The sequence below is a fragment of the Pseudomonas sp. PSB18 genome (genome assembly GCF_014596565.1).
Taxonomy (GTDB): domain Bacteria; phylum Pseudomonadota; class Gammaproteobacteria; order Pseudomonadales; family Pseudomonadaceae; genus Aquipseudomonas.
Window position 1 is genome coordinate 184,269 of sequence record NZ_NOIN01000008.1, and the last position, 21,735, is coordinate 206,003.

Annotated in this window: 19 protein-coding genes, 4 tRNA genes and 1 riboswitch; of the genes, 18 read left to right on the forward strand and 5 right to left on the reverse strand. The window is 60.1% G+C overall.

Annotated elements, in window-relative coordinates:
- Positions 1-124: 124 nt before the first annotated feature.
- The 6 genes from aruF to astE all read left to right on the forward strand — a co-directional run bounded on the left by aruF (position 125) and on the right by astE (position 6,578).
- Positions 125-1,144: an arginine/ornithine succinyltransferase subunit alpha gene (aruF, locus tag CGA22_RS19695; protein ID WP_041023506.1), complete on the forward strand. Its 1,020-nt coding sequence runs from the start codon at positions 125-127 to the stop codon at positions 1,142-1,144.
- Positions 1,145-1,190: 46 nt separating this feature from the next.
- Positions 1,191-2,216 (forward strand): arginine N-succinyltransferase, encoded by a 1,026-nt coding sequence (gene astA / locus CGA22_RS19700; RefSeq protein ID WP_041023505.1) that lies wholly within the window; start codon positions 1,191-1,193, stop codon positions 2,214-2,216.
- Complete coding sequence (gene astD / locus CGA22_RS19705; RefSeq protein ID WP_177329267.1) at positions 2,213-3,682, forward strand: succinylglutamate-semialdehyde dehydrogenase; 1,470 nt, start codon at positions 2,213-2,215, stop codon at positions 3,680-3,682. Before astA ends, astD begins: the two co-directional genes overlap by 4 nt.
- 172 nt (positions 3,683-3,854) lie before the next feature.
- Positions 3,855-5,201, forward strand: a complete 1,347-nt coding sequence (gene astB / locus CGA22_RS19710; protein ID WP_041023503.1) for an N-succinylarginine dihydrolase — start codon at positions 3,855-3,857, stop codon at positions 5,199-5,201.
- 69 nt (positions 5,202-5,270) lie between these two features.
- Entirely contained in the window at positions 5,271-5,558 is a 288-nt protein-coding gene (locus CGA22_RS19715; protein WP_024776525.1) for a hypothetical protein, read from the forward strand.
- A gap of 12 nt (positions 5,559-5,570) precedes the next feature.
- Positions 5,571-6,578, forward strand: a complete 1,008-nt coding sequence (gene astE, locus CGA22_RS19720) for a succinylglutamate desuccinylase (RefSeq protein ID WP_041023502.1) — start codon at positions 5,571-5,573, stop codon at positions 6,576-6,578.
- Positions 6,579-6,698: 120 nt separating this feature from the next.
- On the opposite strand, the gene CGA22_RS19725 is transcribed toward astE, so the two are convergent.
- Entirely contained in the window at positions 6,699-7,205 is a 507-nt protein-coding gene (locus tag CGA22_RS19725) for a 6,7-dimethyl-8-ribityllumazine synthase (protein WP_041023501.1), read from the reverse strand.
- A 100-nt stretch (positions 7,206-7,305) separates the two neighbouring features.
- Positions 7,306-7,474, reverse strand: a riboswitch (FMN riboswitch).
- 267 nt (positions 7,475-7,741) lie between these two features.
- Between CGA22_RS19725 and ltaE the strand changes: the two genes are divergently transcribed.
- The 7 genes from ltaE to CGA22_RS19760 all read left to right on the forward strand — a co-directional run bounded on the left by ltaE (position 7,742) and on the right by CGA22_RS19760 (position 13,705).
- The gene (ltaE, locus tag CGA22_RS19730) at positions 7,742-8,746 is read left to right on the forward strand and encodes a low-specificity L-threonine aldolase (RefSeq protein ID WP_041023500.1); all 1,005 of its coding nucleotides are present in this window, start codon (positions 7,742-7,744) and stop codon (positions 8,744-8,746) included.
- Between the two features lie 145 nt (positions 8,747-8,891).
- Positions 8,892-11,513, forward strand: coding sequence for an alanine--tRNA ligase (gene alaS / locus CGA22_RS19735; protein ID WP_041023499.1), 2,622 nt, complete (start codon positions 8,892-8,894; stop codon positions 11,511-11,513).
- Positions 11,514-11,600: 87 nt separating this feature from the next.
- A complete protein-coding gene (locus tag CGA22_RS19740; RefSeq protein WP_041023498.1) occupies positions 11,601-12,842 on the forward strand; it encodes an aspartate kinase in 1,242 nt (413 codons plus the stop codon).
- Between the two features lie 186 nt (positions 12,843-13,028).
- Positions 13,029-13,217, forward strand: coding sequence for a carbon storage regulator CsrA (gene csrA, locus CGA22_RS19745; protein WP_003178872.1), 189 nt, complete (start codon positions 13,029-13,031; stop codon positions 13,215-13,217).
- A 62-nt stretch (positions 13,218-13,279) separates the two neighbouring features.
- A tRNA-Ser gene (locus CGA22_RS19750) sits at positions 13,280-13,370 on the forward strand.
- Between the two features lie 109 nt (positions 13,371-13,479).
- Positions 13,480-13,556: transfer RNA gene (locus CGA22_RS19755), tRNA-Arg, on the forward strand.
- A gap of 72 nt (positions 13,557-13,628) precedes the next feature.
- Positions 13,629-13,705: transfer RNA gene (locus tag CGA22_RS19760), tRNA-Arg, on the forward strand.
- A gap of 40 nt (positions 13,706-13,745) precedes the next feature.
- Here CGA22_RS19760 and CGA22_RS19765 read toward each other — a convergent pair.
- Positions 13,746-14,243: a SmpA/OmlA family hypothetical protein gene (locus tag CGA22_RS19765; protein WP_041023497.1), complete on the reverse strand. Its 498-nt coding sequence runs from the start codon at positions 14,241-14,243 to the stop codon at positions 13,746-13,748.
- 321 nt (positions 14,244-14,564) lie between these two features.
- Here CGA22_RS19765 and mgtE point away from each other — a divergent pair, with 321 nt between their 5' ends.
- Positions 14,565-16,007, forward strand: coding sequence for a magnesium transporter (mgtE, locus tag CGA22_RS19770; protein WP_041023496.1), 1,443 nt, complete (start codon positions 14,565-14,567; stop codon positions 16,005-16,007).
- A gap of 122 nt (positions 16,008-16,129) precedes the next feature.
- Here mgtE and CGA22_RS19775 read toward each other — a convergent pair whose 3' ends face one another.
- Both CGA22_RS19775 and CGA22_RS19780 read right to left on the reverse strand, forming a co-directional pair.
- Positions 16,130-16,456, reverse strand: coding sequence for an Arc family DNA-binding protein (locus CGA22_RS19775; protein WP_041023495.1), 327 nt, complete (start codon positions 16,454-16,456; stop codon positions 16,130-16,132).
- A gap of 118 nt (positions 16,457-16,574) precedes the next feature.
- Positions 16,575-16,886, reverse strand: coding sequence for a hypothetical protein (locus CGA22_RS19780; protein WP_156996951.1), 312 nt, complete (start codon positions 16,884-16,886; stop codon positions 16,575-16,577).
- 100 nt (positions 16,887-16,986) lie between these two features.
- Between CGA22_RS19780 and CGA22_RS19785 the strand changes: the two genes are divergently transcribed.
- A tRNA-Arg gene (locus CGA22_RS19785) sits at positions 16,987-17,063 on the forward strand.
- Between the two features lie 117 nt (positions 17,064-17,180).
- Here CGA22_RS19785 and gstA read toward each other — a convergent pair.
- Complete coding sequence (gstA, locus tag CGA22_RS19790; RefSeq protein ID WP_041024278.1) at positions 17,181-17,792, reverse strand: glutathione transferase GstA; 612 nt, start codon at positions 17,790-17,792, stop codon at positions 17,181-17,183.
- A 131-nt stretch (positions 17,793-17,923) separates the two neighbouring features.
- Here gstA and CGA22_RS19795 point away from each other — a divergent pair, with 131 nt between their 5' ends.
- The 3 genes from CGA22_RS19795 to CGA22_RS19805 all read left to right on the forward strand — a co-directional run bounded on the left by CGA22_RS19795 (position 17,924) and on the right by CGA22_RS19805 (position 21,433).
- On the forward strand, positions 17,924-18,850 hold the full coding sequence (locus tag CGA22_RS19795) for a transcriptional regulator GcvA (RefSeq protein ID WP_041024277.1): 927 nt from the start codon (positions 17,924-17,926) through the stop codon (positions 18,848-18,850).
- A gap of 290 nt (positions 18,851-19,140) precedes the next feature.
- On the forward strand, positions 19,141-20,748 hold the full coding sequence (locus CGA22_RS19800; protein ID WP_041024276.1) for a tetratricopeptide repeat-containing response regulator: 1,608 nt from the start codon (positions 19,141-19,143) through the stop codon (positions 20,746-20,748).
- Positions 20,741-21,433, forward strand: a complete 693-nt coding sequence (locus tag CGA22_RS19805; protein WP_041024275.1) for a sensor histidine kinase — start codon at positions 20,741-20,743, stop codon at positions 21,431-21,433. The genes CGA22_RS19800 and CGA22_RS19805 overlap by 8 nt, the downstream gene beginning before the upstream one ends.
- The last annotated feature ends 302 nt before the right edge of the window (positions 21,434-21,735 follow it).

Sequence of the window (21,735 nt, forward strand, 5' to 3'; positions counted from 1 at the left end):
CGTTGTGACAGGTGAAAGTCAGTGCCTGCATCGCGAGCAAGCTTTGCTCCCACATGAAGCCGTTTTTTTTCTTTGTGTCGACCCTTTTGGTCGAACCCTTTATTTCAAGTTAAGGAGTGACACCATGCTGGTGATGCGCCCCGCGCAAATGGCGGATCTGGGCGAGGTACAGCGTCTGGCTGCGGACAGTCCGATCGGTGTCACTTCCTTGCCGGATGACGTGGAACGCTTGAGCGACAAGATCGCTGCGAGCGAAGCCTCGTTTGCCGCCGAAGTCAGTTTCAACGGTGAGGAAAGCTATTTCTTCGTCCTTGAAGACACGGCTACCGGCAAGCTGGTGGGCTGTTCGGCCATCGTTGCGTCGGCCGGTTATTCCGAACCGTTCTACAGTTTTCGCAACGAGACGTTCGTCCATGCCTCCCGTGAGCTGAAGATCCACAACAAGATCCACGTACTCTCCCAGTGCCACGACCTGACCGGCAACAGCCTGTTGACCAGTTTCTATGTGGTCCGGGACCTGGTGGGAACGCCGTGGGCGGAGCTCAATTCCCGCGGGCGCCTGCTGTTCGTCGCCAGCCATCCGGAACGGTTCGCCGATTCGGTGGTGACCGAGATCGTCGGCTACAGCGATGAAAATGGCGATTCGCCGTTCTGGGACGCCATCGGTCGCAACTTCTTCGACCTCAACTACGCCGCCGCCGAGCGCTTGTGCGGGCTGAAAAGCCGCACCTTCCTCGCCGAGCTGATGCCCCATTACCCGATCTACGTGCCACTGCTGCCGGACGCCGCCCAAGAAGCCATGGGGCAGGTCCATCCGCGTGCGCAGATCACCTTCGACATCCTGATGCGCGAAGGCTTCGAGACTGATCATTACATCGACATCTTCGATGGCGGCCCGACCCTGCATGCCCGCGTCTCGGGGATCCGCTCGATTGCCCAGAGTCGCGTGGTGCCGGTCAAGCTCGGCGAACCGGTCAAGGGTGCCGGCCGGCAATACCTGGTGGCCAATGCCCAATTGCAGGATTACCGCGCCGTGTTGCTCGAGCTCGATTACGCGCCCGGTAAACCAGTGACCCTGGACATGGAAGCGGCCGAGGCCCTGGGCGTCGGCGAAGGCGCCAGCGTGCGCCTGGTGGCGGTTTAAGTCTGAGTTTCGCGGGTGGCATGAGCGGCCCGTCTGAGGAGATAGCATGATCGTTCGTCCCGTACGCAGCAGCGATTTACCCGCTCTGATCGCCCTGGCCCGCAGCACCGGCACCGGCCTGACCACCTTGCCGGCCAACGAAGAGCGTCTGGCCCATCGGGTCGGCTGGGCCGAGAAGACCTTTCGCGGCGAAGCCGGGCGTGGCGATGCGGATTACCTGTTCGTGCTCGAAAACGATGACGGCCAAGTGGTGGGCATCTCCGCCATCGCCGGTGCCGTGGGCCTGCGTGAGCCCTGGTACAACTTTCGCGTCGGCCTGACGGTGAGCGCTTCCCAGGAGCTGAACATCTACCGGGAAATCCCGACGCTGTTCCTGGCCAACGACCTGACCGGCAATTCCGAGCTGTGTTCGCTGTTCCTGCATGCCGATTATCGCAATGGCCTCAACGGTCGCATGCTGGCCAAGGCGCGATTGCTGTTCATTGCCGAATACCCGCAGCTGTTCGGCAACAAGATCATCGCCGAGATGCGCGGCATGTCCGACGACACCGGCCGTTCGCCTTTCTGGGAGAGCCTGGGCCGGCACTTCTTCAAAATGGAGTTCAGCCAGGCCGATTACCTGACCGGGGTCGGCAACAAGGCGTTTATCGCCGAACTGATGCCCAAGTTCCCGCTGTACACCTGTTTCCTGTCCGAGGATGCCCGCGCCGTGATCGCCCAGGTGCATCCGGACACCGAGCCGGCCTTGTCGATGCTCAAGAGTGAAGGCTTCAACTATCAAGGCTACGTCGACATCTTCGATGCCGGCCCGGCCGTGGAGTGCGAAACCGCCAAGATCCGTGCGGTTCGTGACAGCCAGGCTCTGGTGTTGGCCATCGGCACGCCTGGCGACGACGCCACGCCGTTCCTCATCCATAACCGCAAGTGCCTGGATTGCCGCATTACGGCGGCACCGGCGCGCTTCGCCTCGGGCACCCTGGTGGTGGATCCGCTGACCGCCAAACGTCTTCAACTCAACGCCGGCGATCAAGTGCGCGCCGTTGCGTTGTCTGCTGCTCGGGAGTCGAAATGATGAACTCGCTGTATATCGCGGGAAGCTGGCTGGAAGGCCAGGGCGACATGTTTGAGTCGTTGAACCCAGTGACCCAGCAAGTGCTGTGGTCGGGCAAGGGCGCCACGGCGGCGCAGGTCGAGTCGGCGGTGCAGGCTGCGCGCCAGGCGTTCCCGGACTGGGCCCGGCGTTCCCTGGATGAACGCATCCAGGTGTTGGAAGCCTTCGCCGCGGCGCTGAAGAGCCACGCTGACGAACTGGCCCACTGCATCGGCGAGGAAACTGGTAAGCCGTTGTGGGAAGCGGCCACCGAAGTCACCAGCATGATCAACAAGGTCGCCATCTCGGTGCAGAGCTATCGCGAGCGGACCGGCGAGAAGAGCGGCCCCCTGGGCGACGCCACTGCCGTGCTGCGGCACAAGCCCCACGGTGTGGTGGCGGTATTCGGCCCTTACAACTTCCCCGGCCACTTGCCCAACGGCCACATCGTGCCGGCGCTGCTGGCGGGTAACAGCGTGTTGTTCAAGCCGAGCGAGCTGACCCCGAAAGTCGCTGAGCTGACGGTCAAGTGCTGGGTCGAAGCCGGTTTGCCGGCGGGTGTGCTGAACCTGCTGCAAGGTGCACGGGAAACCGGTATCGCCCTGGCGGCCAATCCGGGCATCGACGGGCTGTTCTTCACCGGCTCCAGTCGCACCGGCAATCTGTTGCACCAACAATTCTCCGGTCGTCCGGACAAGATCCTTGCGCTGGAAATGGGCGGTAACAATCCGCTGGTGGTGGACGAGGTGGCGGACGTCGATGCGGCGGTCTACACCATCATCCAATCGGCATTCATTTCCGCCGGCCAGCGCTGCACCTGCGCCCGTCGATTGCTGGTGCCGGAAGGGGCGTGGGGCGATGCCCTGCTGGCGCGCCTGGTGGCGGTCAGCTCTGCGATTGAAGTCGGCGCGTTCGACCAGCAACCGGCGCCGTTCATGGGTTCGGTGGTTTCCCTGGGCGCGGCGAAAGCCTTGATGGACGCGCAGAATCATTTGCTGGGCCTCGGCGCCGTGGCGCTGCTGGCGATGACTCAGCCACAGCCCCAGGCTGCGTTGCTGACGCCAGGGATTCTCGATGTGACGGCGGTGCCCGAACGTCCTGACGAAGAGCTGTTCGGACCACTGCTGCAAGTGATCCGTTACGCGGATTTCCCAGCGGCCATCGCCGAGGCCAACAACACCCAATACGGCCTGGCCGCCGGCTTGCTGTCCGATTCCCAGGAGCGCTACCAGCAGTTCTGGCTGCAAAGCCGTGCCGGTATCGTCAATTGGAACAAGCAGTTGACCGGTGCCGCCAGCAGCGCGCCGTTCGGTGGCGTCGGCGCTTCGGGCAACCATCGCGCCAGTGCCTATTACGCGGCCGACTATTGCGCGTACCCGGTGGCGTCCCTGGAGACGCCGAGCCTGGTGCTGCCGGCCAGTCTGACGCCGGGCGTGCGAATGGCGTGAACCAATCGCGGGCAAGCCTTGCTCCCACAGGTTCCATGCAGTCCCTGTGGGAACTAACCTTGCCTCCACAGGCTTTATGCAATCCCCTGTGGGAGCAAGGTTTGCCCGCGATGGCCGCGCCGCAGTTGCTACTTGATGCCTATAAAAAACAGATCCTCGTGGAGCCTCGCTGATGAAATCCTTTGAAGTCAACTTTGACGGTCTAGTGGGGCCGACCCATAACTACGGCGGGCTCTCGTACGGCAACGTCGCGTCCCAGAGCAACAGCCAGGCGTGCTCCAACCCCAAGGAAGCGGCGTTGCAGGGCCTGGCGAAAATGAAAGCGCTGATGGACATGGGCTTCCAGCAAGGCGTGCTGGCGCCACAGGAGCGTCCTGACGTGGCGGCCCTGCGCCGGTTGGGCTTTGCCGGCAGCGACGCCGAGGTCATCCAGCAGGCCGCGAAAGAAGCGATGCCGCTGCTGGTCGCCAGTTGCTCGGCCTCCAGCATGTGGGTGGCCAACGCCGCCACCGTCAGCCCAAGCGCCGACACCGCGGATGGCCGCGTGCATTTCACCGCCGCCAACCTGAACTGCAAATACCATCGCAGCATCGAGCACCCGACCACCAGTCGCGTACTGGGGGCGATGTTTGCCGATCAGCAGCACTTTGCCCATCACGCCGCGTTGCCGGCGGTGGCGCAGTTCGGTGACGAAGGGGCGGCCAACCACACTCGTTTCTGCCGGACCTACGGTGAGGCGGGCGTTGAATTCTTTGTGTTCGGCCGCAGCGCTTTCGACACCCGTTACCCGGCGCCGCAGAAATACCCGGCACGCCAGACCCTCGAAGCGTCCCGCGCGGTCGCCCGTTTGCATGGCCTGCGGGAGGAGGGCGTGGTGTACGCCCAGCAGAACCCGTCGGTGATCGACCAGGGCGTGTTTCACAACGACGTGATCGCGGTCGGCAATGGCGAGGTGTTGTTCTATCACGAGGACGCGTTTCTCGAGACCGACAGGATGCTGGCCGAACTGAGCAACAAACTCGCCAAGGTCGGTGGGACATTTCAGTCTGTGTGTGTGCCGCGTTCGGCAGTCAGCGTCGATGACGCGGTACGTTCCTACCTGTTCAATAGCCAGCTGCTGTCGCGTCCCGACGGCTCGATGCTGTTGATCGTGCCGGAAGAGTGCCGCAGCAACCCGCGCGTCTGGCAATACCTGCAAGGCCTGACGGGTTCTGGCGGGGTGATTCGCGAAGTGAAGGTCTTCGACCTCAAGCAGAGCATGCAGAACGGTGGCGGCCCGGCTTGCCTGAGGCTGCGCGTGGCCCTCAATGAAACCGAACTGGCGGCCGTCAATCCAGGGGTTATCATGACGGCGCCGCTGTACGATTCGCTGACCCAGTGGGTCGAGCGGCATTACCGCGACCGTATGACCGAAAGCGACCTGGCTGACCCGCAATTGCTCCTCGAATGCCGGTCGGCACTGGATGAATTGACACAAATCCTTAAACTTGGCGCGGTCTATCCTTTCCAGATCAATTGAAAGCGCGCGCGACCTGACTACAGTCAAAGCAGGGCGCGTGGCCTTATCTCCAGACGAGAACGTAAAAACATGAGTGATGCACTGCAGCTGATTCTTGAAGACACCGACGGCACCCAACTGGAAACCTCTTGCACCCGCGTGGCGGTGATGTGGCAGGGCAAGGAGCTGTGGATCCAGCAGGACGGCCGCGGTCAGCTGCTGATCGGCGTGGACGTCGAGGAAGGGGATGAGGAATACGCCAACCTGTTGTTGCGCCCGTTGGCAACCAATCTGGTCAGCCTGCAGCTGGAAATGGAACCGGCCGACCTCGGCGACGACGACCATGTCCATGGCCCGGATTGCGGCCACGACCATTAAGGAAACCGCGCTATGCTCGCCCTCGGCAAACTGCTTGAACTGACCCTCGCCGGCCGTGAACCGGCGGAGAAGACTCAACTGACTGTCGAGGGCGTACGGATGCGCTGGTTGAGCGAGGGCGCGCTGGAGGTCAAGCCGCCCGAAGCCCGGGATAATGGCCTGGACCTGCTGTTGTCGGCGGGGATCCACGGTAACGAAACCGCGCCCATCGAATTGCTCGACCGCCTGCTGCATGACATCGCCCGTGGAGACGTGAAGCCTCGGGCACGCATTCTGTTCCTGTTCGGCAATCCCGAAGCTATCCGCCGCGGTGAGCGTTTCGTCGAGCAGGACGTCAATCGGCTGTTCAATGGCCGTCATGAACTGAGCGGCGGTCCGGAGGCGCTGCGGGCTTGCGAGTTGGAGCGGTTGGCCGCCAGCTTCTTCAACCGGCCAGAGCGCAGTCGCTTGCATTACGACCTGCACACGGCCATCCGCGGCTCGAAGATCGAGCAGTTCGCCCTGTACCCCTGGAAGGAAGGTCGCCAGCATTCACGTCGTGAACTGGCCCGCCTGCGTGCGGCGGGTATGGAAGCGGTGCTGCTGCAGAACAAGCCGTCCATCGTCTTCAGTGCCTACACCTACGACCAGCTCGGGGCCGAATCCTTTACCCTGGAACTGGGCAAGGCGCGGCCGTTCGGGGAGAACGAAGGCGTCAATGTTAGCCTGCTGGAAACCCGCTTGAAGCAGATCATCGAAGGCAACGAGCCTGAACTGGACGAAGGGCTGGATGGCCTCCAGCTGTTCAGCGTGGCCCGGGAAATCATCAAACACAGTGACAGCTTCCGCCTGAACCTGCCAGCGGACATCGAGAACTTTTCGGAACTGGGAAAAGGCTATGTGCTGGCCGAAGACATCGCCCAGACCCGTTGGGTGATCGAAGAAGAGGGCGCGCGGATCATCTTCCCGAATCCCAAGGTGAAGAATGGTTTGCGGGCGGGCATCCTGATTGTGCCGGCCACCGGCGAAAACCTGGCCTGAATCCAACGCCGAACCCTTGTGGGAGCGAGCCTGCTCGCGATAGCGGTGCATCAGTCGGCATTGATAGCGACTGACACTCCGTCATCGCGAGCAGGCTCGCTCCCACATTAGGTTCGGTGTTTAGACGGCTAAGGCGCGCTGTTCGCTACGGCGCAGTGCCCGGGTCTTGTGCAAGGTGTCAGCGCAGGTCTTGGCCGCTTCCTGGCCCTTGTGCACGAAATGCTCGAAGAAAAACTTCTGGTGTTCTTCCCCTGCATGGAAGTGATGCGGCGTGAGCACCACCGAGAACACCGGCACCTCGGTTTCCAGCTGCACCTGCATCAGGCCGCTGATCACCGATTGGGCAACGAACTCATGCCGGTAGATGCCGCCATCCACCACCAGGCCCGCGGCGACGATGCCGGCGTAGCGGCCGGACTTGGCCAGCAGCTTGGCGTGCAGCGGGATTTCGAAGGCGCCACCGACTTCGAAGAAGTCGATATCACTTTCCTGATACCCCTGGTTGATCATTTCCGCGACGAAGCCGTGACGGCTCTGGTCGACAATTTCCTTGTGCCAGCAGGCCTGGATGAACGCAACGCGCTCGCCCGGATGTTTGATTTTGCTGTCGATTGCAGTGGGTTGCATGTTCTGGTTCCTGTTTGTGTGAAAAACAGGGCGTCATGAATCGAAGGGGAGTCGAGGATGCGCTGCGTACAGATAGCCGCAAGCGGTCCTTGGGTGCCGATCCCGTTCTCTCTTCATCCGGACTATGACCGTCGGCCCCGGGATCACACCGGGTCTGCTGACCTTGCCGCCGCACCGCAAAAAGCCGTGCCTCGCCAAGCGCTCGCGGGCTATGCACCTTGCATGCAATTACCGCCGGTGGGGAATTACACCCCGCCCTGAGAACGTTTTGCCGCTACGCTGTGTGGCGGCGCAGGATTTTTAACACATAACCCCCTGTGGGAGCGAGCGGTGGGAGCAATGCTTGCTCGCGATGGCGCCGGGTCAGGCTGTATTGATGTTGATTGACCCACAGCTATCGCGAGCAAGCTTTGCTCCCACTGCACACAAGGGTTTTATTGTCCTTTCCTTCGATCAGTCTTGATTATTCGTCGCCATGACCGCAGTAAGTACCCTTCGAAAGGGAATTCTCCCCACCCACACCCGAGGCCAGATTCATGAGCGTTATCGATCTTCGCAGCGACACGGTCACCCAACCTTCCGCCGCCATGCTGGATGCCATGGCCAGTGCGCCGACCGGCGACGATGTGTATGGCGAGGACCCGACGGTCAATCGTCTCGAAGCCGAGCTCGCCGGGCGCCTGGGGTTCGCGGCGGGGCTGTTCGTGCCCAGTGGCACCATGAGCAACCTGCTGGGGTTGATGGCTCACTGCGAGCGTGGCGATGAATACATCGTCGGCCAGCAGGCCCACACCTACAAATACGAAGGTGGCGGCGCGGCGGTGCTCGGTTCGATCCAGCCCCAGCCTCTTGAGGTGCAGGCGGACGGCTCCTTGGACCTGGCGCAGGTCGCCGCGGCGATCAAGCCGGATGACTTCCACTTTGCCCGCACCCGCCTGCTGGCCTTGGAAAACACCATGCAGGGCAAGGTGCTGCCGCTGGCGTATCTGGCCCAGGCCCGGCGTTTCACCCGGGAACACGGCCTCGCGCTGCACCTGGACGGGGCGCGTTTGTACAACGCGGTAGTCAAGCTCAACGTCGATGCGCGGGAGATCACGCAGCATTTCGATTCGGTGTCGGTGTGCCTGTCCAAAGGTTTGGGCGCGCCGATCGGTTCGGTCCTGTGCGGCAGCGTCGGGTTGATCGACAAGGCGCGCCGGTTGCGCAAGATGGTCGGCGGCGGCATGCGCCAGGCCGGGATCCTGGCGGCAGCGGGGCTGTATGCCCTCGATCATCAGGTCCAGCGCCTGGCCGACGACCACGCCAATGCCCGGCGTCTTGCCGAAGGTCTGCAGGCGGCGGGTTATGAGGTCGAGCCGGTGCAGACCAACATGGTCTACGTGCAGATGGGCGAACGGGCCGAGGCGATCAAGGCATTTGCCGCTGAGCGGGGCATCAAGCTCGTTGCCGCACCGCGCCTGCGGATGGTGACCCACCTGGACGTCAGCGCTGCGCAAATCGACCGGGTGATCGCCACTTTCGTCGAATTTTCCGGCAACTGATCGCCCAAGCAGCCCAATTGACAGTTTCTATCGCATAACACGCTGTACCCCAAGCGCAGGGCCGATATAATGCGGCCCTTTGCCGTTGCTTCGTCTGTTGACGTTTTGCACAGGCCTTTGGCCGCAGCCTCCGTGGAAGAACCTAATGAAAAGCGCAGAAATCCGTGAAGCCTTCCTTCGCTTCTTCGAAGAGCAAGGCCACACCCGAGTAGCCTCCAGCTCTTTGATCCCGGGCAATGACCCGACCCTGCTGTTCACCAACGCGGGGATGAACCAGTTCAAGGACTGCTTCCTGGGCCAGGAGAAACGTGCCTACACCCGTGCGGTGAGCAGCCAGAAATGCGTGCGGGCCGGCGGTAAGCACAACGACCTGGAAAACGTCGGTTATACCGCTCGTCACCACACGTTCTTCGAAATGCTGGGTAACTTCAGCTTCGGCGACTATTTCAAGCGCGACGCCATCACCTTCGCCTGGACCTTCCTGACCTCCGACAAGTGGCTGAACCTGCCCAAGGAGAAACTCTGGGTAACGGTCTACGCCACCGATGACGAGGCCTATGACATCTGGACCAAAGAGGTCGGTGTCCCGGCCGAGCGCATGGTGCGCATCGGCGACAACAAGGGCGCGCCTTACGCCTCCGACAACTTCTGGACCATGGGTGACACCGGCCCGTGCGGCCCTTGCACCGAGATTTTCTACGATCACGGCGCCGACATCTGGGGCGGCCCACCCGGCTCGCCGGAAGAAGACGGCGACCGTTACATCGAGATCTGGAACAACGTCTTCATGCAGTTCAACCGCACCGCCGACGGCGTGTTGCATCCGCTGCCGGCACCGTCGGTCGACACCGGCATGGGCCTGGAGCGGATCAGTGCGGTGCTGCAGCACGTTCACTCCAACTACGAAATCGACCTGTTCCAGAGCCTGCTGGACGCTTCGGCCAAGGCCATCGGTTGCACCAACGACAACCAGGCTTCGCTGAAAGTGGTGGCCGACCATATCCGTTCCTGCGGCTTCCTGATTGCCGACGGCGTGCTGCCATCCAATGAAGGCCGTGGCTACGTGCTGCGCCGGATCATCCGTCGCGCCTGCCGTCACGGCAACAAGCTGGGCGCCAAGGGCAGTTTCTTCTATCAGATCGTCGCGGCCCTGGCGGCCGAGATGGGCGAGGCTTTCCCGGAACTGAAAACTCAGCAGGCGCATATCGAGCGCGTGCTCAAGGCCGAAGAAGAACAGTTCGCCAAGACCCTGGAGCAGGGCCTGAAGATCCTCGAGCAGGACCTGGCCGAGTTGAAGGGCAACGTGGTGCCGGGCGACGTGGTGTTCAAGCTGTATGACACCTACGGTTTCCCGATGGACCTGACCGGCGACATCGCCCGTGAACGCAACCTGACCCTCGACGAAGAAGGGTTCGAGCGCGAGATGGAAGCCCAGCGGGTGCGCGCGCGCTCCGCCAGCTCCTTCGGCATGGACTACAACAGCCTGGTCAAGGTTGACGTGGCCACCGAATTCACCGGTTACGCCGGCACCACCGGCTCGGCCAAGATCGTGGCTATCTATAAGGACGGCCAATCGGTCGACATCCTGAGCGAAGGCCAGGAAGGCGTGATCGTGCTCGACACGACCCCGTTCTACGCCGAGTCCGGTGGCCAGATCGGTGACTGCGGGTACCTGCAAGCCGGCAGCTCGCGCTTCGACGTGCGCGACACCACCAAGACCGGCGGTGCGTTCCTGCACCACGGCGTGCTGGCTTCGGGCAGCCTGATGGTCGCCGCCCCGGTGTCCGCTCATGTCGACGCCGAGGTGCGCCACGCCACCTCGCTGAACCACTCTGCCACGCACTTGCTGCACGCAGCGTTGCGCCAAGTGTTGGGTGAGCATATCCAGCAGAAGGGTTCGTTGGTCGATAGCCAGCGCCTGCGCTTTGACTTCAGCCACTTCGAAGCCATCAAGCCGGAGCAGCTCAAGGCCTTGGAAGACATCGTCAACGCCGAGATTCGCAAGAACTCCCCGGTAGAAACCGAAGAAACCGACATCGACACCGCCAAGAAGAAGGGCGCGATGGCGTTGTTCGGCGAGAAGTACGGCGACAGCGTGCGCGTGCTGAGCATGGGTGATTTCTCGGTGGAGCTGTGCGGTGGCATCCACGCCAACCGGACCGGCGACATCGGCCTGCTGAAGATCATCAGTGAAGGCGGTGTGGCCTCCGGCGTGCGGCGTATCGAAGCGGTCACCGGTGCCGCGGCACTGGCGTACCTCAACGCTGCCGAAGAACAACTCAAGGAAGCGGCGAGCCTGATCAAGGGCAGCCGTGACAACCTGATCGACAAGCTGTCGGCAGTGCTGGAACGCAACCGCCTGCTGGAGAAGCAACTCGAGCAGTTGCAGGCCAAGGCTGCCAGCGCCGCGGGCGACGATCTGTCGGCCCAGGCCGTGGATGTCAAGGGTGTGAAAGTGCTGGCCGTGCGTCTGGACGGTCAGGACGGCAAGGCCCTGTTGGGGCTGGTCGATCAGCTGAAAAACAAACTCGGCCGCGCAGTGATCCTGCTCGGCAGTGTCCATGAGGAAAAGGTCGTTCTCGTCGCAGGCGTGACCAAGGACCTGACCGGCCAACTCAAAGCCGGTGATTTGATGAAGCAGGCCGCTGCGGCAGTGGGCGGCAAGGGCGGTGGTCGTCCGGACATGGCGCAAGGCGGCGGTACCGACGTTGGCGCACTGGACGCGGCACTGGCCCAGACCGTTGCATTTGTAGAGCAGGGTATTTAAGGCGGTGCTTCGGGCTCGCGGTCTAGTCGCGGGCCCGACCGCCGTAGTAACTATTGGGCGCCCTTCATGGGCAGAGGCGGCTTTGAAATGGCTTTGATCGTACAGAAATTTGGAGGCACCTCGGTCGGCACTGTCGAGAGAATCGAACAAGTCGCCGACAAGGTTAAGAAATTCCGTGATGCGGGCGATGACCTGGTGGTTGTGCTGTCGGCAATGAGCGGCGAAACCAACCGTCTGATCGATCTGGCCAAGCAAATCAGCGGCGAGCAGCAGCCGGTTCCTCGTGAACTGGATGTGATCGTGTCCACTGGCGAGCAGGTGACTATCGCCTTGCTGGCCATGGCGCTGATGAAGCGTGGCGTGCCGGCGGTGTCCTACACCGGCAACCAGGTGCGTATCCTGACGGACAGCGCGCACAACAAGGCGCGTATTCTGCAGATCGATGATCAGAAGATTCGCGGTGACCTGAAGGCCGGCCGTGTCGTGGTGGTCGCCGGTTTCCAGGGCGTGGACGAGCACGGCAACATCACCACCCTCGGTCGTGGCGGCTCCGACACCACCGGTGTTGCGCTGGCGGCAGCTCTCAAGGCTGACGAATGCCAGATCTACACCGATGTGGATGGCGTCTACACCACCGATCCGCGAGTGGTTCCCGTGGCTCAGCGCCTGGACAAGATCACCTTTGAAGAGATGCTGGAAATGGCCAGTCTCGGCTCGAAGGTGCTGCAGATCCGGGCGGTCGAATTCGCTGGCAAGTACAATGTTCCGCTGCGCGTCCTGCACAGCTTCAAAGAGGGTCCGGGCACCCTCATTACTATTGATGAAGAGGAATCCATGGAACAGCCGATCATTTCCGGCATCGCCTTCAACCGCGATGAAGCCAAGCTGACCATCCGTGGCGTGCCAGACACCCCCGGCGTGGCCTTCAAGATTCTCGGCCCGATCAGTGCCGCGAACATCGAAGTCGACATGATCGTGCAGAACGTCGCGCACGATAACACCACCGACTTCACCTTCACCGTGCACCGCAACGACTATCAGGCCGCCGAATCCGTACTGAAGAAGACCGCAGCCGAGATCGGTGCCCGGGAAGTGGTGGGGGACACGAAGATCGCCAAGGTTTCGATCGTCGGCGTCGGCATGCGCTCCCACGCAGGCGTGGCCAGCCGCATGTTCGAATCCCTGGCCAAGGAAAGCATCAACATCCAGATGATCTCGACTTCGGAAATCAAGGTTTCCGTGGTGATCGAAGAGAAATACCTGGAGCTGGCCGTGCGCGCCCTGCACACGGCTTTCGAACTCGACGCAGCCGCCCGACAGGGCGAGTAAGGCGTTGTCCCGAGGGCGCGGTTTTACCGCGCCCTTTGTTTTTTTGAATGGCGCGTCTCAAAACTGTTCTTTTGCTCGCGCTGGTCAATACTGAGGCCTGTAGGCTGCGACCGTTGCGGTCGCAGGTCCGACGCCCTTGTTTTGCAGACTTGTAGTCCCTGAACTGAATTGCGTGAGGAGAAAGGTATGCTGATTCTGACTCGTCGGTGCGCAGAGAGCCTGATTATTGGCGATGGCGAAATCACCGTGACCGTGCTCGGCGTCAAAGGAAACCAAGTGCGGATTGGCGTCAACGCCCCGAAAGAGGTCGCGGTGCACCGGGAGGAAATTTACCTGCGCATCAAGAAAGAGAAGGACGACGAACCAAGCCATTAATTTTTATCGATTTTTATGTTTGCAAACGGGGATGAAGGTGGTTAATATACGCCCCGTGTTGCGGAGAGCTGGCCGAGTGGCCGAAGGCGCTCCCCTGCTAAGGGAGTACACCTCAAAAGGGTGTCGGGGGTTCGAATCCCCCGTTCTCCGCCATTATTCATGTAGTGCGTTGTAATCTGGCTTGTTCGGTAAGTTGTTGAAATTACTAGAAAAAAAGCGCTTTACAAAAAGATTCGACGACCTATAATGCGCGGCAACACATGCACTCGTAGCTCAGCTGGATAGAGTACTCGGCTACGAACCGAGCGGTCACAGGTTCGAATCCTGTCGAGTGCACCATTTAAGAGTCGTTTGCAGCAATGCAAATAACTTGGCTTCAACCAGTTGTGATCTGGTATAAAACCACAACCTGCACTCGTAGCTCAGCTGGATAGAGTACTCGGCTACGAACCGAGCGGTCACAGGTTCGAATCCTGTCGAGTGCACCATATATCAAGAAGCCCGCGTTTAACGCGGGCTTTTTGTTGCCTACGATTTGCCTTTCACACAGCCTTCCTCATCGAACACGACCTCTGCGCTGCGACCGTTTTTCGCTTTGTAGGTGTAGCGGGTGCTCGAATTCCTGATCCTGATTGAATCGGGTTTGCCGAGGGCGCTTTCCACGTCCTGCTGGTTCATGCCGGTAACGATTCGCCGGTCCATGATTGCTTCGCGACGCTGGCCGGGGCTCAGCAGATTCCCGCAGCGATCTTCGAGCTGGCCTACAACAGTCGGTTCCCTGCGTCTGGTTTTGTTGCTGGATGTTTGCTCTGCTTCGGGCAGCATCGATTCGCGGGTTGGCTCGGTTGTGCCCGGGCTGTACGGATGGATTCGCTGCAAGGACAGCGCCTCTTCCGGTCCGCAGCTCAGGGTGGTGAAGGTGACATGCCCTGCGCTGTCTTCGCAGCGATGAACGGTGTGTTCGGCGGCCCATGAAGACAGGCAGCACAGGCTGATGAGGAGAGGCAGATAACGATGGTCCGGCATTTGGGCGTCTTCCTTGACGATGGAAAGGGAAGGGTAGCCGCTCCATTTTTGCCGGGTGGTATGTTTTCTTTTCAGGATAAATCGTCGTAAATCCACAGGTTCAGCCTGCGTTCAGGTTTGTCTCGCAAGCGCTTGTTCTTGCCATGATTTTTTAACGTTTTAAAACGCCAAGCGGTGTATGATTGCGCCCGTCAGCCCCGCCGGGGCTTTGGAATATTTCCATGGACTTACCCAGTAGTTACTCAAAACCTCGTTTCACCAATCATGAACTGACTGATTGATCCTTCCGGCGTGCCCCACTGCTGGGAGTGGAGTTCGCCTATGACCGAAGTTGAAGTAAAGAAAACGCAGGAAAGCCTTCAGGACCGTCTCGCGCAAGTCGTTGAGCTGCTGCATCGCCAGCGGGTCGTGGAGGACCTGACGCATCGCCAGGAAGGCCCGCATCATGATCGGGTCGAGAACCTGGTCCATCGGCAGAACCTCGTCGAGTTGCAGCGCAAGCTCGATGATCTGCACTCCGCCGACGTCGCCTACATCCTTGAAGCCTTGCCACTGGAAGAGCGCCTGACGGTCTGGCAACTGGTCAAGGCTGATCGCGACGGCGACATCCTGCTCGAAGTGTCCGACTCGGTTCGTGAAACCCTGATCGCCGACATGGACGATCACGAGTTGCTGGCAGCGGCCAAGGAAATGGACGCCGACGAACTCGCCGACCTTGCGCCCGAACTGCCCCGGGACGTTGTCCACGAACTGATGGAAACCCTCGACGGCCAGCAGCGTGAGCGCGTGCGCTCGGCGTTGTCCTATGACGAGGAGCAGGTCGGTGCGTTGATGGACTTCGAGATGGTGACGATCCGTGAGGATGTCAGCCTTGAAGTGGTGTTGCGCTACCTGCGTCGCCTCAAGGAACTGCCGGGGCATACCGACAAGCTCTTTGTGGTCGATTACGACGGCGTGCTCAAGGGTGTGCTGCCGATCAAGCGATTGCTGGTCAACGATCCGGAGAAGCAGGTCGCCGAGGTCATGGCCAGCGATCCGGTGAGTTTTCACCCGGACGAAGACGCCTATGATGCGGCCCAGGCGTTCGAGCGTTATGACTTGATTTCTGCCCCGGTGGTCGACAAGAACGGCAAGCTGATCGGCCGTCTGACCATCGATGAAATGGTCGACTTGATTCGTGAGGAAAGCGAGAGCGAAGTCCTCAACATGGCCGGTTTGCGTGAAGAGGAAGATATCTTCGCCTCGGTCTGGAAATCCCTGCGCAACCGTTGGGCCTGGCTGGCGATCAATCTGATCACGGCGTTTGTCGCCTCCCGGGTTATCGGTTTGTTCGAGGGCTCCATTGAGCGGTTGGTGGCGCTTGCGGCGCTGATGCCTATCGTTGCCGGTATTGGCGGCAACTCTGGCAACCAGACCATTACCATGATTGTTCGCGCCATGGCGCTGGACCAGGTCAGTACCGGCAATACTTCCCGATTGATGCGCAAGGAGTTGGCGGTGGCCCTGATCAACGGCGTGCTGTGGGGTGGTGTGATCGGTGTGGTGGCATATCTGCTCTATGGCAGTTGGTCCCTGGGCGTAGTCATGACTGCCGCGATGACACTCAACTTGCTATTGGCGGCCTTGATGGGCGTATTGATCCCCATGACTCTCGCCCGGTTGGGGCGTGACCCGGCCATGGGCGCGAGTGTGATGATTACCGCCATGACCGACAGTGGTGGGTTCTTTATTTTCCTGGGGCTGGCGACCATCTTCCTGCTCTGAGGCCTGGCTGATTCATTATGGCGAGCGGGGCTAAGCTCCCTCACCATAGAAGTCTTCAGTCCTTGAATTAATCCCAAGCAAAAAAAAGCCAGCGCAAGGCTGGCTTGGGTATTGCGGTGCGATCAGGACGCGTCTGCGGCCATCTCTACATCGTGGGCAATCAGCGAAACGAGGGCGTTCTGCTGGCGGTGGGAGAGTTGTCGGAAGCGTTGAAGCAGTTCGCGCTCATGCAGTGACAGCTCCGGGCTGTCCAGGCGCATACTCAGTTCTTCACCCAACGCGCCTTCCTGGATAAGGCTTTGCTCTAAGCGCGCGATGATTTCAGAGTTCATGCTGCGGTGATGATTGCGAGCCACCTCGGCAATGCGTTCCCGCATTCCGTCTGGCAGACGTACGACGAACTTGTCAGCCGTACGGCTGGAATAAATTGCCTTTGTCATTGGGCGCATATTTATTTAACCGGTTAGTTCAGGGGAGCGGTTCTCGGGAATGGCCGCAGGATGTCGCATAGGACAAGCACCGTGGCCAAATGTTCAACCTGAATTGTTAAGAGGCCCGCATCATGCCTCAAAATTGCCAGATCATTGGCGCCAATTCTGTGACAAATATTGATCCGCGTAAAGGCGTTCTGCCATTACCCTTCATCAAAAATGCGGACTGGTTTGAAAAATCAACAGGTCCGCATGTTGTGACCATCGCATCGTGTCTATGTGCCATACCGTCCGGCGGATAACCGGAGCGGCAGCAAAGGCCGATGCTGTCCTTGTATTGTATAGGATAGTGGCAATTTGCCGATTTACTAGCAGGAACAAACCGGGGTTGATGAGCGGCGTCCCGTTTATCCGTGACATCGCGCTGAGGGACGGTGAACTGCAGCATTTGCCTACACTTAAAAAGCCTACGGACGACATGACAAACGCCAGGCTGGCCGTTAACATGCACGCCGTCCATCGCACCGCGTTTCTCGTGGTCGACCTGTGTCTCAGTAGCTCAATTGGATAGAGCATCCCCCTCCTAAGGGGAAGGTTGGCAGTTCGAACCTGCCCTGGGACACCATATGATCGAAAGTTGGCGCAACCCCTCGTACCGTTCGTCAATCGCGGTACAGCGCCAATCCCACTCTCGAAAGAAATCAGCAGAAGCCAGCATCCACCGGCTTCCTACCCTTTATGGTTAAACCGGCTGCGTTGCCTCTTCCGCGGCAATGGCGGCGCGTACGCTTGGACGTGCTTCGATGCGATTCATGAATGACGCCAGTTCCAACCAGTTCTTGATATCGATATTGAAGAAAGGGAGCCACTTGAGCACGGTGAACAGGTACGCATCGGCCAGGCCAAAGTCACCCTGCAGGTAGTCTTTGTTCTCCAGGCCTTTGTTCAGGTAGTCCAGGCGCTTGAACAGCTTCTGCCGGAAAATCTCTTGGGTGGACCCAGGAATATCGGCATTGAACAAAGGCGCGCTGCCACCATGGATTTCCGAGGCGATGAAGTTCAGCAGCTCCTGCAGGCGGGTACGCTCCCAGGTGCCATTGGCCGGCGCCAGGGAATTGCCCGGGACCTGATCTGCCAGATATTGAACGATGGCCGGACCTTCAGTCAGCACTTCACCGTTCTCCAGTACTAGCGCGGCGACGTAACCCTTTGGATTGATGTCGCGAAAATCACGACCGTCGGCGGTGGCTTTGGTCTTGTTGTTGACTCGGATCAATTCGAACGACAAGCCCAGTTCACGCAGCACGATGTGCGGCGAAAGTGAGCAGGTCATGGGGGCAAAGTACAGTTTCATGGGGTTCCCTATAAGCGAGTAACGTATGCCTGAATGCGTACGCCATAAGGATCCGCGACCGCCGGAACATTTTGCAAAGGACTTCTTTGGCGCTACCTTATGACAAAATCTCATGAGCAATACGCAGCCTTATGGTCGCCAGAATTCCTTCTCTCAATGGATTGAAAGCGTTTGAATCTGCTGCCCGCCACATGAGTTTTACCAAGGCCGGCGAAGAGCTCAATGTCACGCAGACGGCCATCAGCCATCAGATCCGTCGACTTGAAGATGAGCTGGGGGTTCGCCTGTTTCTGCGGCTCAAGGATGGTCTGGCGCTGACCACCGAAGGCCATGCCTATCTGCCGGGCATTCGCTCGGCATTTCATGAGTTGCGCTATTCCACGCAGATGTTGCTCGAGTCGACCGGCAGCAGTGTATTGACCATCAGCACGCTGGTTTCCCTGGCGTCCAAATGGCTGTTGCCACGCTTGGCATCCTTTCAGGATGCATTTCCCAATATTGACGTGCGGGTGACCGCATCAACCGAGCTGGTCGACTTCCGCAAGGGCGGCATCGACGCCGCGATCCGCTACGGTTTCGGCGACTGGAAGGGCGTGCGGGCGGACTGGCTCATGTCCGACGAGATCTTTCCTGTCTGCAGCCCCAAGCTGCTGACGGGGCCCAAGGCCTTGAAAAGCCCGGTCGATCTGATCAATCACACGCTATTGCAGGTCAGCGGCATGACCAGTAACGACTGGAATATGTGGCTGAGCGCGGCAGGGCAGCCGAAGAAGCTCGCCGAAGGCACGCGGCTGACGTTCGATCTGGCAATGATGGCGTTGCAGGCTGCCGTCGACGGATTGGGGGTGTGCATCGGTCGTTCTACCTACGTCGATGACGATTTGAAAGCCGGAAGATTGGTGGCGCCGTTCAACCTTAAGTTGAAGTCCGATCTGGGCTTTTATCTGGTGACGCCGCTGGAAATGGCCAACTCGAAAAAAGTCGTGGCATTCCGAACCTGGTTGATCGATCTGGTGCAGAGCGCCGACTCGGTCCCGGCTTCCGACATCTTCAAATGAGCTTCCTGTCCTGGACATACGCCTCCGGGTAACGATCTCCTAATCTCTTCCCTATGATCCGCTTAACGGAAAGCCAATTTCAGCCGATAGCCTGATGAGTCCGGTTTTCTCCTGCACTTGTGCGTGCCGGAACGGTTCGCAATGTGCGCCGTGGCACAGCCTGGACAAGAGGTTCGGAAATCTCTTGCCCGTTAATGGCTGGTGGCTATCATCTGCGCGCCCCGGGTTGCAGGACGGCATTTTCGTTGTTTGCCATTGGGTGCACCTTTTTACTTGCCTGGACATCCTCGATGCTGGCGTACCACCAAAAAAGTTTTCTGATCGTCGATGATTTCTCGGATTTCCGCAGCTCGATCCGTTCCATGTTGCGTGAGCTGGGCGTCAAGGACGTGGACACCGCCGATACCGGCGAAGTGGCGCTGCGCATGTGTTCGCAGAAGCGCTATGACTTCATCCTGCAGGATTATCACCTGGGCGACGGCCGCAAGAACGGTCAACAGGTGCTGGAAGACCTGATGATCGAGAAGCTCATCAGCCATGAAAGTGTGTTTCTCATGGTGACTGCCGAAACCAGCCAGGCCATGGTGCTCAGTGCTTTGGAGCATGAGCCGGATGCGTACCTGACCAAGCCTTTCAACCGCTCCGGCCTGGCCCAGCGGTTGGAGCGGCTGGAGCAGCGCAAGACCCTGCTCAAGCCGATTCTCCAGGCGCTGGATCGTGGCAAGCCGCTGGAAGTGCTCAATGCCTGCATCGCCCTGTGCAAGCAGGATCCGCGCTACGGGCCGTTGTGCCTGCGTTATCGGGCCGATGCGCTGCGGGATCTGAACCAGAACGAAGCCCTGGAGCGCCTGTACAACACCATCCTGGCCGATCGTCCGTTGCCTTGGGCCTATGCGGGCCTGGGCAAATTGATGTTCAAGCGCGGTCAGGTGGCGCAGGCCAAGGCGGTTTATGAAAAGGCCCTCAAGACATTTCCGATGATGCCTGCCTTGTACGACGGCATGGCCGATGTCCTGGTGGCCGAAGGCGACACGAAACAGGCGCAGGAGGTGCTGGAAGAAGCGGTTCGCCTGTCGCCCCTGGCGGTACGTCGACAATCGCTGCTGGGCAAGTTGGCGATGACCAACGAAGACTACGACACCGCCTCCAGGGCCTACCGCCAGGCGGTCGGGCAGGGCGCGCAGTCGCGTTTCAAGGATCCGGAAAGCAACCTGGGCCTGGCCCATGCGCTGATCAGCAAAGGCAGCGAGAAGGGCCTCGACACCCGGACCCGGCTGGAGATCAACACGACCCTCAGCGCGGTGGCGAAGGAAAATCTCAACGATCCGGGACTGCAGGTTCGGGCGCGACTGATGAAAGCCACGAGCCTGTTGTTGAACGATGCCGAAACCGCGGAAAAACTCACCGAGCAGGCCTTGCAGCGCCTCGACGGCATGGAGCAATTCATGAGTGCCGAGGCCGCCCTGCTGGTGGCCAAGCAGTTGCAGATGCTCGGCCAGACCAGTGCCGGCGAGTCGATGCTCAAGAACTGCGCGGAAATCTACGGTGATGACCCGACGGTGATGCAAGGCATTGCCAAGCTCACTGACGACCCGAACATTCTCAATCAGGGCAATGCCGCCGCCGAGCTGAACCGCGAAGGCGTGCGTGTCTACAAGACCGGCGCGTTGCCCGAGGCGCGGGATCTGTTCCGCCGTGCGCTGAAGATGCAACCGAAGAACATCAGTATTGCCCTGAACATGGCGCAATCCCTGCTGCATGGCACCGATACCAGTGTGGAATCGGAGCTGCTGGAGGAATGTCGCGCCTGCCTGAAACTGGTGGGCATGATGCCCGACACCGATGCGCGTTTTGCGCGCTATCAGAAACTGCGAAGCAAGGCATTTGGCGATGAATGACAGCGAACAGGCACTCGATTTTTCCACGGTGATCGCGTCGACCGTGCACGACATGAAAAACTCCCTGACCTTGCTCATGCAGGCTCATACGCAGTGGCTCGAGCGCTTGCCCGAAGCGGCGCAGCAGACCCCCGAGCAGGGTGTGATGGAGTTTGAATTCGCCCACCTCAATGGCTTGATGGTGCAACTGCTGGGGCTGTACAAGCTGGGTGTCAACCAGTTGCCGCTGCACCCGGCCTACCATGAGTTGGACGATTTCATCGAGGCGCAGTTGGCCGGCCATCAGGAGGTGTTCCGCAGTCGTGGGATCATGGTCACCTATGAGGTCGACCCGTTGAGCCCTCTGGGCTTTTTCGACCGTGAGCTGATCGCTTCAGTGCTCGATAACTGCATCAACAATGCCATTCGCCACGCCCGGCAGACGCTGTTGATCAGTGCGAGCGATGAAGCCGGGCAGTTGGTGCTCACCATCAATGACGATGGCGAAGGCTACCCGCCCGAAATGATCGAGCGTCAGGCCGACTATGTGCAAGGCATCAACCACAGCAGCGGCAGCACCGGGCTGGGCCTGTACTTCGCCGCGCGGATCGCCGGGTTGCACCAGCGCGGCGGCGTGTGCGGGCGGACCGAAATTGCCAACGGCGGTGTGCTGGGGGGTGGCGTGTTCAGGATTTATCTGCCCTGAGCCTGTCCCGCGCAGGGGTCCCTGGCAGTACAAATACTTGTGGGAGCGAGCCTGCTCGCGATGGCGCCGGGTCGGTTCATGCCGGGTTGTCTGCTACACCGCCATCGCGAGCAGGCTCGCTCCCACAGGGGGGTTCCCAGGCTTGATGTTTATTGTCCCCGACTGCTTGATATTCCGAACAGCTGAAGCCTATTTTGTACGGGTTGCCGTTCGCGGCTCGCACATAACAAGGAATGCGTCATGACAACCGATGGCCAGGGTTCACTCGCGCAGCGACTGACGGGCATTGATGAGATTGAATG

What these genes read in the sequence shown, in the direction of transcription:
- aruF (WP_041023506.1), top strand. Translation starts at nt 125, where the DNA reads ATGCTGGTGATGCGCCCCGCGCAAATGGCGGATCTGGGCGAGGTACAG.
- astA (WP_041023505.1), top strand. Translation starts at nt 1,191, where the DNA reads ATGATCGTTCGTCCCGTACGCAGCAGCGATTTACCCGCTCTGATCGCC.
- astD (WP_177329267.1), top strand. Translation starts at nt 2,213, where the DNA reads ATGATGAACTCGCTGTATATCGCGGGAAGCTGGCTGGAAGGCCAGGGC.
- astB (WP_041023503.1), top strand. Translation starts at nt 3,855, where the DNA reads ATGAAATCCTTTGAAGTCAACTTTGACGGTCTAGTGGGGCCGACCCAT.
- CGA22_RS19715 (WP_024776525.1), top strand. Translation starts at nt 5,271, where the DNA reads ATGAGTGATGCACTGCAGCTGATTCTTGAAGACACCGACGGCACCCAA.
- astE (WP_041023502.1), top strand. Translation starts at nt 5,571, where the DNA reads ATGCTCGCCCTCGGCAAACTGCTTGAACTGACCCTCGCCGGCCGTGAA.
- CGA22_RS19725 (WP_041023501.1), bottom strand. Translation starts at nt 7,205, where the DNA reads ATGCAACCCACTGCAATCGACAGCAAAATCAAACATCCGGGCGAGCGC.
- ltaE (WP_041023500.1), top strand. Translation starts at nt 7,742, where the DNA reads ATGAGCGTTATCGATCTTCGCAGCGACACGGTCACCCAACCTTCCGCC.
- alaS (WP_041023499.1), top strand. Translation starts at nt 8,892, where the DNA reads ATGAAAAGCGCAGAAATCCGTGAAGCCTTCCTTCGCTTCTTCGAAGAG.
- CGA22_RS19740 (WP_041023498.1), top strand. Translation starts at nt 11,601, where the DNA reads ATGGCTTTGATCGTACAGAAATTTGGAGGCACCTCGGTCGGCACTGTC.
- csrA (WP_003178872.1), top strand. Translation starts at nt 13,029, where the DNA reads ATGCTGATTCTGACTCGTCGGTGCGCAGAGAGCCTGATTATTGGCGAT.
- CGA22_RS19765 (WP_041023497.1), bottom strand. Translation starts at nt 14,243, where the DNA reads ATGCCGGACCATCGTTATCTGCCTCTCCTCATCAGCCTGTGCTGCCTG.
- mgtE (WP_041023496.1), top strand. Translation starts at nt 14,565, where the DNA reads ATGACCGAAGTTGAAGTAAAGAAAACGCAGGAAAGCCTTCAGGACCGT.
- CGA22_RS19775 (WP_041023495.1), bottom strand. Translation starts at nt 16,456, where the DNA reads ATGCGCCCAATGACAAAGGCAATTTATTCCAGCCGTACGGCTGACAAG.
- CGA22_RS19780 (WP_156996951.1), bottom strand. Translation starts at nt 16,886, where the DNA reads ATGCTGCAGTTCACCGTCCCTCAGCGCGATGTCACGGATAAACGGGAC.
- gstA (WP_041024278.1), bottom strand. Translation starts at nt 17,792, where the DNA reads ATGAAACTGTACTTTGCCCCCATGACCTGCTCACTTTCGCCGCACATC.
- CGA22_RS19795 (WP_041024277.1), top strand. Translation starts at nt 17,924, where the DNA reads ATGGTCGCCAGAATTCCTTCTCTCAATGGATTGAAAGCGTTTGAATCT.
- CGA22_RS19800 (WP_041024276.1), top strand. Translation starts at nt 19,141, where the DNA reads ATGCTGGCGTACCACCAAAAAAGTTTTCTGATCGTCGATGATTTCTCG.
- CGA22_RS19805 (WP_041024275.1), top strand. Translation starts at nt 20,741, where the DNA reads ATGAATGACAGCGAACAGGCACTCGATTTTTCCACGGTGATCGCGTCG.